Raw genomic sequence first — 10,694 nt, 5'->3', positions numbered from 1 at the left:
ACAAATGCTCTGAATGCGGTAACTAAAAAAGACATTATTGGATGGTTCACCCACTGCTGTTACTATATTGCACCCAACTGAGAACCGCTATATTTATGAGCCTGGTGATTCAGAATACTTAAAATGGCGTTTTCTAACCTATTTCCTGGGCGGTGGCACTGAGGAAGTGAAAACTCTATTGAAATGGCTCGGCTCTCCTCAAGCAACTCCTGACAAACCCCTACATGATGAAGGTGTCAAAACTCTCAATCTATTTCTGCAAACTTGGAATAACAGCCAAGGACTAGAACGCTTACACAACGACTTAGCCAAGCAAATTTCCGAAGTTGCCGCTAACAAAAACGTTCCGTGGAAATGGCAAGATATTAATTTACTGCAAAGCCATTACAGCAACCTTAAAAAAGTCTACCCCACTGATGCGAATGCGGTGCAGTCAGTAATTAATCATCTGGAATATTGGCAGTGGTTTTTCAAAGCCAAAAACATCATCATTGCTCACATTGCCTTTTGGCTTGCCCTGATCTTCGCCTACCCCAAATTTCCCCAAGTCCAAGCCATCTTCTTCTGGAACCCTTGGGTACGCCGGATTCTCGGCGTCGGCTATGTCGGCTTTCTCCTCACCTGGTTTCCCCCCTTCCGGCGCAAATTATTTGAACCCTTCAAACCTTCCCTATTAGCCGATGCCGGCTTAGATAATTTTCATGACCAATCATACTTCCCAGAATCTCAAGTCAAAGTTCCCGTCTCAGGAGACATCCTGCCAATTACCGCAGCCTTACCCAGTATTCAAGGACAAATTATCTTAGAAGGAGATTCCGGCTTAGGCAAGTCGATGTTTCTCCGCCATCTATTGAAAAACTCCCAGCGCATTGTCGTTTATCTCCCCGCCCAGAAATGTCATAAAGGCGTAATTGAAGCCATCCAAGACAAGCTACACGGCCAAGCCCAAGATGCTGGCTTCCTGAAAAACCTAATTTACAGTGGTGCGATAGATATCTGCATCGACGGACTCAACGAAGTCACCGCCGAAACACGCGCTAAAATCTGCCAGTTTGTCGAAAGCTATTTCCGGGGCAACATTATCATGACTACCCAGCCCCTAGAGTGGACACCACCCTCAACAGCCAAGATATATAAATTGCAGCCCCTTGAGCAAAAACAAATTCAAGAATTTTTGATATCCCGTCAGCCGCGACTACCCCAAGATGCCCAAGTTCAAGGTGCTGATTACGCCAAAGCCTGCACTGATTATTTAACAGAAGTCTTCCAACAACAAGTTAAAGAAGAGTTAGATGCTGTCCGCCGAATTCTTTCCAATCCAATGGATCTAACTGTGGTAGCGCTGATGTTATCACAAGGCAAACACCCTAACTTGTTTCACCTGCAACAACAGCAATACAATTTAATGGCGGCAGAATACCTCAAAGAATGGAATCAAGAATTTCCCTTAAAGAAATTCTCAGCCGCCGTCTACGAAATGCGACTCGAAGACAAACAAGCCTTACCCGCCGATGAATTTTTCCAAGTTGCTATGTCTTTGTCAGACGAGAAATACAAAATGGTAGTCAGCCGTCAGTGGCAAGATAAAAAAGGTGAAGCCCAGAAAGAATGGTATTTCCGCCACGATAAAATCATGGATTTCTTTTTAGTGCAAAACTTTCTCGGCGAAACTGATGCCGCCGAAGGACTACTAGTTGATAGAATGGGCGATCCCCGATTTCGTGGTGTTTATTTCTTACTAGCAACCTTACTTGAGATAGATGCAGCCAAAAAACTGCGGGAAGAATTGATTCAATACGCCGCTGATACTAAAGATAATACGGTGAGTAATACCTTTGTGCAGTTGTTACGAACAAGATAGGGCATGGGGCATGGGGCATTGGGCATTGGGCATGATTTATTCTCCTTGTCTCCCTCATCTACCTTGTCTCTGTTTCAATGTGCGATCGCTTTCCTCTTATGAGCGAATAAACTTCCCGGCTAGCTGGAATGTTGAATAGTTAGGAGTTAATTTGAGAAATGCCTAACCCGCTATACGATCGCGATTTACAATTATGGATTGAGCAAACCATTTAACAGTTAAAAAATCATGAATTTGAGGCTTTGGATATTGAGCATTTGATTGAGGAGCTAGTTGATTTGGGTAAGGCAGAGAAAAATGCGCTCAAAAGCAATCTGACAAAAGCAATCTGACAATTTTATTAGCGCATTTACTCAAATTACGGCTTGGCTATGATGTACCCAATAGCATGAAAGGAAGCTGGTATAGCTCAATACTGGAACATCGTCAGCGAGTTCTGAATAATTTGGCAGATACTCCTTCTCTAAAAAGTTTTCTAGTTGAAGCTGTAGAAAAAGCCTACCCAGATACTCGAAAGTTAGCCATTAAGGAAGCTAAACTGGCTAAGTTTGGAATTCCGATACCTTAAGAAAGTGAATATCCCACCGTTTGTCCTTTTTCGATTGAGCAGATTTTAGATGAGGATTTTTAAGGGCTGTAGACGATTGCTCGTTGTCATATTGCCTTACTTTACATCTAGATGGATAGACAGCTTGACCGAAAGGTTCTACAATCGTGACTGATTGTGGTAAATTTACCTATAGCCCAATCCATATAAGCATAGTAAAGATTTTCTAGTGATTGCGTTTGATTGCGGAAGCACTAACATTAATATAGGAAAGTCTTTAAGTAAAGGGCAGCAAACAATGGATGTAAAGTTGATTCTAGCTGGATTAACAGTTATATTTACGCTTTCGTGCTTATTTTTTGGCACGAAGAATGGATTCTATGATTCAGATAACTATCATGGCAATGGCTCCGCACATTGAGATAAATTTGTAGACGCTCGATCAACTTCCCGGAGGGTAAGTTGGTTAAGAGCGCTCAAAACTTGTAAACGGAAAAGAAACCAGAGGCAAACTCCTTGAGTTACTAATTTGATAGCTTCTCGTTAGCCCACCTTTCCAAACAGTGCGGATTCGGTGTAGGCGTCCTCCCCAATCAAAAATCCGTCCGTATTCTCAGGGTGTAGGGGCGCACGATAAAACTTACCCCTAAGTCACAAAAGCAAAATTTGTGTAACTTTTGGCTTTTGAGATATGTTCATGATGATGAGGTTTGAGGGGAGGAGAGCATGAGGGATAATCTATCAGCATCCTCTCGCGTAGATGCTGCGGAAGCGGGTAGTGAATTAGAATGTTTGCCCTATAGTGTCCAGCATGATAATGAGGGCATATGTTTATTGGTGAAAATGGGGCCACACCGCATTCTCTTAGACTGTGGTTTGGAGGATATTTCATCGCTGGCTAAGGGGCTTAATAAGTCGATACGTGGAAGTAGTTCGCCCCCACCAGCAGATTTAGTTTTGATTAGTCATGCCCACCCAGATCACGCTAAAGGCTTACTGGCGCTGCATAAAACTTTTCCAAAGTTACCTATTTATGGTAGTGAGGTAACTAGCAAATTACTACCACTGAATTGGGTAGAGGAAGATCCGAAGGAAATTTCCCAATTTTGTCATGCCTTGCCATTGCGATCGCCTGTGGAATTCCAAGATGGTTTGGTGGCAGAATTATTTCCCGCAGGGCATTTACCAGGAGCAGTGGCAATTCTTCTCACCTACACCACCCGGCAGCGGACTTACAAGCTACTGTACACAGGGGACTTTTTCTTATCAAACTCCCGACTAGTAGAAGGTTTGCGTTTAGAGGAACTGCGGGGTTTAGACTTGGATGTGCTAATCATTGAAGGTAGTTATGGCACATCCCGTCATCCCCATCGCCGCAACCAAGAAAATCAATTAGCCGAGCGAATTAATCGAGCGATCGCTGACAATTGTTCTGTAATTCTTCCTACCCCAGCTTTAGGATTAGGTCAAGAATTATTAATGCTTTTGCGATCGCATCACCACTTCACCGGACGAGATTTAGATATTTGGGTAGATGGTGCTGTCGCCACTGGATGTGATGCATATCTTGAACTGCTACCCCATCTCCCCTCATCAGTACAGAACTTCGCCCGCCATCAACCCTTGTTTTGGGATGAACGGGTACGTCCCCGCGTGCGTCGTCTACAACCAGAACATCGTCCCAGTGTAGGTAAGTCACCTTGTATTGTCCTCACCGACTCGACATCTGATTTAGGCGAACACTGCCAACTAGACACTGGGCCTTGGCTGATTCTCCTACCAGAAAAAATTGATATAAAAGTTAACAAAGAATATTTAGCGCCCACCACTCTTGAAACTTATCTCTTAGCTCAACATAGCGATGGCCCTGGTACTACGCAGCTAATTCATAATCTGCGACCGCAGCACGTGATTTTTGTCCACGGTTCCCCTGCCTACTTGGCAGACCTGACTAGCTTAGAGGAGTTGCAAAACCGCTACCACGTACATTCTCCAGCAGCTAATACCTTAGTAGAACTGCCCATCGGTGACACATTTTTACAACCGGCAGCACCAGAAACTAACTATGAAGGCGAACTGACAGAGTTAGGAACAGTAATCACAATCACCCTACCGAATGTGATTACTGCCGATCAGCGTTGGCAGCAATTTGCCGATACTGGTTTAATCGAAGCTCGTTGGCAAGGGGAAGAATTAGTATTAAGGGGATTGTCTCAACGAGAACTGCTCAACCAAAACAGCGATCGCTATACATGGGCAGATGTAGACTGTTGTGGTACTTGCCGACATCAAAGGGGGCAGCGGTGTTGGAACCCAGCTTCCCCGTTGTATAACTTTAAGGTAACTCTTGAAGGTTACTGTCCTGCCTTTGAAGGTTTATCTAGTCCTGAGTCCTGAGCTCTGAATCCTGAGTTAGGATTTATTACTCAGCACTCGATACTCAGCACTCAGCACTGATTATTTATTCTGGATTCGAGTCATTGTAACGGTTGTGAATGCGTTCTGCTTCGGGACAATCTTCAGTCATCAGAGGTTCTACATTACCGCGTGGTACTGAAGCCAATTTTTGCGTTACAGCACCAATGCTCTCTAGGCGAACCATTTCTTCCCAAGAGCAAACTTCGTCCTCTTCTTCTGTTTCATAGCGTAGGGTCACTAAATCTCCCTCTATGTCTATGATGCGGGCGCGTTCAATCCAGCGTTGCTGGTCCCGCAAGAAAACACATACCTCGCGCCCATCGCAACACAGTTGATAAATCTTGCGGTGTAGCATGTATTGTTTCTGCCTTTTTAAACAACGTAGTTAAACCTGTCAAAATCTGGGTTCTACCCCATTACATTACACCTTTAAGAGGTTAATTTCACTTTCAGAACAAGTACGCTTCATCACCCAATCCCAAGATTTGCTTTTAGTTGTCAAAATATCAGGATAATATGGGGTCATAAATCAAATGCTCTAACAATGAATTCAATCTCTCTTTGGCTTATTTTAGGGAATGTCTGCTTCAATAGAAGTCAAACAATTCGGTACCTGTCCTAACCAGGTTTATATTTGTTGGTGAGTCATTCTTACCATTATGTAATAAAGAATACTCGAAAACAATCGTTGATTGCGGTTGTTTAACTTGCCTACTTTTAATCATTGGCATTACTGGGAAGTCCGGGGACTTAGCTTTACTTTTACCCACTTGTATCTGATCTTAACTCATTCTCTTGCTGACCTTGATGCTTTTCAACAACAACACCCAAATAGTTTTGAGTTTTTCAGGCAAAAATCTGAAAAAAGGCAACAGAGTAAGGGAGGAGGTAGAGGGAAAAGACCATGAGAAAATTCTACTCCATAAGTCTCAGGAGAATTTATGTGGTAAAGGAAATTCTATAAGCACGTTCGATGAGGATGCTTCTCGTTTAATTTTTCCGGCGCGAACTGCATCGTATAGGGCTGCAAGGTCTGGCAAATCCTCTGATTGATAGCATTTAGTGGCTAGCACCTGCTGGAGTAAACCTTCAGATTCAACACTAAGATATCCAGTTTGGAAAGCGGATGCAATAATTGTGCGAATCATCTTGATTAGGGCAGAGTGAGCAAATTATTAAGTCTAGTGTGGAACATTTTCCTTTCTTGCTAATTGATATGAAACATTAATACTGTGTGATTAGTATTACGCTTAATCAGTGATTTATATCACAACATGAGTTTTCGATACTTTAATATACACAGATAAAAGGGCACAGGAATTTTCAGCATCAATGTTGAAAAGCTGATACTTTAACAAAATTAAAATACAACAATTTTTTCAAAAAGCATCGACAAAATCTAATGAAACATCAGCAATCAAGCAAAAAACTGGCGGAAATCTTCATCTTTTTGACTTAATTGCACCCAGTCTAAGTTTAAAGATTGGAATTTTTGCACCAAGCGATCGCAAGCCGGACGTTCAGTAGCGTAATGTCCAGCATCAATTAAAATGAGATTGCGATCGCGGCTTTCTTGAAACTGATGGAATTTACAATCAGAAGTCAGATAAGCTTGGGCACCTGTTTTGGTGACGGCTGAAATGTAACTAGCCCCCGAACCACCCAAAACAGCAACTCGTGAAATTGTTTGCTGTAAATCAGCACTTGGAGAAAAAATCAAATTAGGAGGAGAAAGTCGGGTTTGAATAGTTGCAAGTAATTCCTGTAGTGTTAGAAATGGCTTTAGCAAACCAACACGACCATATCCTAATCCTGCTTGTGTAAGTTCTATGGGAGTAACTTCTTTGAGTTCTAAAATCTGAGCTAACACGTCAGCAGTCCCGTCTTGCACTTGATCAAAATTTGTATGAGCAGTGTAAATACCAATATTATGGGTAAAGGCTAACCTTACCATTTCGGCGATCGCTTCACCAGTGCGTAAAGATTTGAGAGGATTAAAAATCAATGGGTGATGGGCGAATATCAGATTAGCATTTAGAGCGATCGCTTCCTGCATTACCGCCAAAGTCGGTGTCAAACACACCAAAACCCGTGTTTTTTCCTGCAAAATACCTGGCTCAATTTGCCAGCCACAATTATCCCAGCTTTCACACCAAGCAGGATTTGCCCATGCTTCAAACCAAGTAATTAAATCAGCAATTTTCATAATTATTTAAGCAATTTTTAATTGCTAATCAGCGTTTCTGTGGTTTAATATTTAATTTTAATGCTAATTGCTGGCGCATTTCCTGAAAAGGTTTGTTCCATACAGGGCTAGCATTCCAGTTCCATACTGCTACTGGAATTAGTTGTTCTTCAGCAAGATAAGTTAGCAGACGGTATTCATCTTCTGGTTCGCGAGAAAAGGTGAAGGGGTTACGGTAGCCCGTATCACACAGTTTATAAGATACGATCTGACCATGATTAATACGTTGTAAAAGTTCTTTACCTTTGATAAGCAAATAATCTAAAAACAATAGGCTAAAAGGCTCTATATCTGCACGTTTTTGTGGTTCTTTTTGTACCCATCTTGCCCACTCAAACCCATACATAAAATCATGAACATAACGGAAGCGCATTTCCGTTTTATTTCCAAACATCTCTGTTAGACAAATCATCTTTTCACCAAAAACCTTTAAGAACACAATAGCGCCCTCATCAGCATTTAAAGCTTGTCTAAGCATACTACTTACCAGAAAATCAAAATCCCAAAAGATGTTTTCTGGGAAGTTTTGCAACTGAGTACAGACTATGTTTTCAAGAGTTGCTTGAATTGTTGCGATAATTTGAATATTAGTATTTTGTTCTGCAATCAAACTTTCTAATTCTGCAAAGCTGGTAATTGATGTTTTTTGGGGACTAAGTGACAGTAAATTCACAGACTGCTGGGCAAGTATTTCATCAATAAGTTTAAATGTATGAGTTGGCGTTAGTTCTTGCTTCATAGTAATAGAAATAGCCCAGACAGCTTAGACTAAATACTAGTGTATATTGCCTTAAATATACTGTTTAATAATCATAAATAAACTTAACTTTTAAATTTACAAATTTACATGAATTTTTGAATGTGTATTTAGTTAGTTTTTAGCTTAATAATTTTGATGAGAAAATTATCACCACACAATTTATTTAATCCGTTTCAATCAGCGCAAGTTTAAGAGATTATACCCAAAATGTAGACGGTATAACCAGAGTATTTAAACTCTACAAAACTGCATCTCAGATAAAACTTGAGAATTCGCTATCCAGATATGTGAACAACCAATTCTCTGGAATGATTGCGTTGGCGGTGTTCCCAAATATAAATTCCTTGCCAAGTTCCCAGTACCAAGTGACCACGATTAATAGGGATATGTTCAGAAGTGTGAGTAAGTGCAGTACGGATGTGTGCTGGCATATCATCGGCCCCTTCTGCGTCGTGAATGTATCTACCCGATTCTGGGACAAGTTTTGCCATAAAATTAGCTAGATCCACAAGAACATCAGGATCGGCATTTTCTTGGATCACTAAACTGGCTGAAGTATGGCGCAAAAATAAAGTACAAAGACCAGTTTCAACCCCCGATTCGGCAACTGCGGCTGCAATTTGTGTAGTGATGTTGTAAAAAGATTTGCCAGTGGTGGAAATTTTTAGTAACTTTTGGTAGTGAGTCATTTAAAACAGCAATTATTGATGATAGTATTTGTATTTTGGGAATGAAATAAACTGTTACTTAATGTAACAAGACAGCAAAGGTGATTCCAGCAATTACAAAAGTAGCATATCTCAAGGATTGAAATGTATCCTCTACTCACTTCTGATTTTTATTATAAGTCTCTCTCAAGTTAACTAACATCTATGATTGATATTCTAAAAGATAGAAATTAAAATATTTATTTTGAAGTTCGTCATTTTCTAGGTTTAGGCTGAAAAAAAAATTTGCGTGTTAATCTAATAAAACCAGTACAATTAGCATAATTTGAAAAAATAGTAATAATATTTATAATATACTAAAAATACTAAATATTGTAATTCATCTAGATATGATTACAAAACCTAGTAAAGCAGTGTTTTTAATAAATAAAATATCGATATAAACGTTATTAAGTATACTTTTCAATGATTAAACGCAGATTATGGGCGGTTAATTATAGAGTTTTTTACCTATTATGGGAGATTATCTTATTAACTTATGTTTCTCTATATAACTTTATTTTGTGTGTAAATAATTGAGAACAGCTTTAGCGATCGCTTCATTACCATCCTTAGCAATTGGTTGAGATTGCTTTGGTGGTTGAGGTAACTCATAAAGAAAATTCCAAGTACCTTGAAAAAATTCCGATGGAGTAATAATTTGATGTTGATTATAATCAGTTATACCTTTTACGATAATAGTTGCTTCGGCAAAGTCTTCACGCGGTATGGTGACAATTGGTACTTCTAGTATTGTGGCTTCAGAAAAAGTACTGTAACCAGGTTTAGAGACGACTCGCCCACAAATAGGCATAAAATCCACAGGGCGGTATTTGTGGTCATTAATTTTCACTAAATTAGGTAAATTAGGGGCAGATTGATCGAATACGATAAATTGCCAATCTGGAAATCGCTGTAGGTTATCATAAGGAATTTGCTGTAAACCCAACCCACCAAAGGTCAACAAAATAGTTTTTTCGATTGGTGCAGTTATTCCCCAAAGATAACGTAAATCATCAGCAGAGTAACGGGGGGAACCGCCTGTTAAGCCGACATCTGTGATATTGTTAAAAGCTGGCATTGCTTCGTGGAAAGGGAGACGAAATAGGCGATCGCACTTTGAATACCAATCACTAATCCAGTCTGCAACTGCGGTAAATTCACCTCCCCAATCCCGGTAGATAAAGTCCCAGCCAAAGTTACTCATCATCCAGCAGGGAATATTTGCAGCTTTGGCAAACCCAGGAGCGAGAAAGGGAATATCTGCTAAGATAAGATTAACGCGATTTTGGCGGATAAAATTCACTTCTGAGGCAATCAGCGAATTTTGATGCTTCTTAATATCTAGCAACTTTTCTAAAGTCGCTACTTTATCCATTGTCAAACTATCCGTTTGCACCACACCCAAATCAAATGCACGGGGACGATAAATAAAATCGCCTTCTATATAGCACTCTAGCAGCCAGCGTGGGGCAGTACTCACCAAAATTAGCAGAATTTCTGGACATAATTTTTGAATAGTTGCGGCTACAGAAGCCGTGCGAGTAGCGTGACCAAAACCGTGGTTAGTTATGGCTATATATAAAATTGGGCGTTCCATTTTAATGTTAGGAGTTAGGAGTTAAAATCATAGGAATACATGAATGCGGGAAACTCATTATTAAATGTAAGTGATAGAGCGATATCACAGCGTTATTATAGAATTGGAAATAATTTAATTTCAAAATATAACTGAGAGTTATTGAAGAAATCTCAGTGGGGCATCAGCTCGTTCAAACCCTATCCATCCTTCTAATTCGTAAAACTCTACATCCTCAAAACCTTCATTATTTAGATAACGAATAAGTTCTTCATTGCTACGATTTTTAATAGCTTCTAAATCAGGATAGCCTTTGGTGTGAAAGGTGTATAGATGTTTACCTAGATAGTTGTGTCTTTCAGTTTCAACTATCGAAGGTTTATATCCTTGATTTTTAGAAGAAGAAATAAAAAGGATGTAATGTTTAGCAATATTTTCTGTTTTAGTCATAAAAAGCACCTAATTTGTAGAGTACATAATATATTATACCAATTCTCTAAAAGCTGGCTACAGATAGTGCCTCTAAAATATATTGCCTTCGGGCAATAGATGCAATAATTGGTTTGGTTAATTTGCC

The 10,694-nt window shown here is 40.0% G+C and carries 8 protein-coding genes and 2 pseudogenes; 3 read left to right on the top strand and 7 right to left on the bottom strand.

Translation table 11 applies throughout. From position 1 onward, the window contains the following. Positions 1-91: 91 nt before the first annotated feature. From V7K89_RS28120 to V7K89_RS28110, 3 genes and pseudogenes are all read left to right on the top strand, one after another. A pseudogene (locus V7K89_RS28120) lies at positions 92-1,861 on the top strand (NACHT domain-containing protein); the annotation flags it as partial. Between the two features lie 158 nt (positions 1,862-2,019). Continuing rightward, positions 2,020-2,492 (top strand): annotated as a pseudogene (locus tag V7K89_RS28115) (DUF29 domain-containing protein). A 642-nt stretch (positions 2,493-3,134) separates the two neighbouring features. Beyond that, positions 3,135-4,805 (top strand): MBL fold metallo-hydrolase, encoded by a 1,671-nt coding sequence (locus V7K89_RS28110; protein ID WP_335193111.1) that lies wholly within the window; start codon positions 3,135-3,137, stop codon positions 4,803-4,805. Between the two features lie 64 nt (positions 4,806-4,869). Here the strand turns inward: V7K89_RS28110 and V7K89_RS28105 are convergent, their stop codons facing one another. The 7 genes from V7K89_RS28105 to V7K89_RS28075 form a co-directional block, all read right to left on the bottom strand. After that, positions 4,870-5,181 carry a DUF6679 family protein gene (locus tag V7K89_RS28105; RefSeq protein WP_335052101.1) on the bottom strand — a complete coding sequence of 104 codons (312 nt, stop codon included), beginning with the start codon at positions 5,179-5,181 and terminating at the stop codon, positions 4,870-4,872. A gap of 574 nt (positions 5,182-5,755) precedes the next feature. Next, positions 5,756-5,974: a hypothetical protein gene (locus V7K89_RS28100; protein WP_335193109.1), complete on the bottom strand. Its 219-nt coding sequence runs from the start codon at positions 5,972-5,974 to the stop codon at positions 5,756-5,758. Between the two features lie 269 nt (positions 5,975-6,243). Then, on the bottom strand, positions 6,244-7,032 hold the full coding sequence (locus V7K89_RS28095; protein WP_335193107.1) for a Nif3-like dinuclear metal center hexameric protein: 789 nt from the start codon (positions 7,030-7,032) through the stop codon (positions 6,244-6,246). Positions 7,033-7,060: 28 nt separating this feature from the next. Beyond that, the gene (locus V7K89_RS28090; protein ID WP_335193105.1) at positions 7,061-7,810 is read right to left on the bottom strand and encodes a hypothetical protein; all 750 of its coding nucleotides are present in this window, start codon (positions 7,808-7,810) and stop codon (positions 7,061-7,063) included. A gap of 296 nt (positions 7,811-8,106) precedes the next feature. Next, positions 8,107-8,520: a secondary thiamine-phosphate synthase enzyme YjbQ gene (locus V7K89_RS28085; RefSeq protein ID WP_335193103.1), complete on the bottom strand. Its 414-nt coding sequence runs from the start codon at positions 8,518-8,520 to the stop codon at positions 8,107-8,109. A 535-nt stretch (positions 8,521-9,055) separates the two neighbouring features. Then, positions 9,056-10,138 carry a glycosyl transferase gene (locus V7K89_RS28080; protein WP_335193101.1) on the bottom strand — a complete coding sequence of 361 codons (1,083 nt, stop codon included), beginning with the start codon at positions 10,136-10,138 and terminating at the stop codon, positions 9,056-9,058. Between the two features lie 138 nt (positions 10,139-10,276). Next, positions 10,277-10,567, bottom strand: a complete 291-nt coding sequence (locus tag V7K89_RS28075) for a hypothetical protein (RefSeq protein WP_335193099.1) — start codon at positions 10,565-10,567, stop codon at positions 10,277-10,279. Positions 10,568-10,694 lie beyond the last annotated feature (127 nt).

Source organism: Nostoc sp. (assembly GCF_036917515.1).
GTDB lineage: Bacteria > Cyanobacteriota > Cyanobacteriia > Cyanobacteriales > Nostocaceae > Nostoc.
Note: the sequence above shows the minus strand (reverse complement) of the source record. Positions and strands in the feature narration are given on the sequence as shown.

Bases quoted from the DNA above. Each gene is read 5' to 3' on its own strand.
- V7K89_RS28100 (WP_335193109.1), bottom strand. From the start codon at position 5,974: ATGATTCGCACAATTATTGCATCCGCTTTCCAAACTGGATATCTTAGT.
- V7K89_RS28085 (WP_335193103.1), bottom strand. From the start codon at position 8,520: ATGACTCACTACCAAAAGTTACTAAAAATTTCCACCACTGGCAAATCT.
- V7K89_RS28110 (WP_335193111.1), top strand. From the start codon at position 3,135: ATGAGGGATAATCTATCAGCATCCTCTCGCGTAGATGCTGCGGAAGCG.
- V7K89_RS28105 (WP_335052101.1), bottom strand. From the start codon at position 5,181: ATGCTACACCGCAAGATTTATCAACTGTGTTGCGATGGGCGCGAGGTA.
- V7K89_RS28080 (WP_335193101.1), bottom strand. From the start codon at position 10,138: ATGGAACGCCCAATTTTATATATAGCCATAACTAACCACGGTTTTGGT.
- V7K89_RS28090 (WP_335193105.1), bottom strand. From the start codon at position 7,810: ATGAAGCAAGAACTAACGCCAACTCATACATTTAAACTTATTGATGAA.
- V7K89_RS28095 (WP_335193107.1), bottom strand. From the start codon at position 7,032: ATGAAAATTGCTGATTTAATTACTTGGTTTGAAGCATGGGCAAATCCT.
- V7K89_RS28075 (WP_335193099.1), bottom strand. From the start codon at position 10,567: ATGACTAAAACAGAAAATATTGCTAAACATTACATCCTTTTTATTTCT.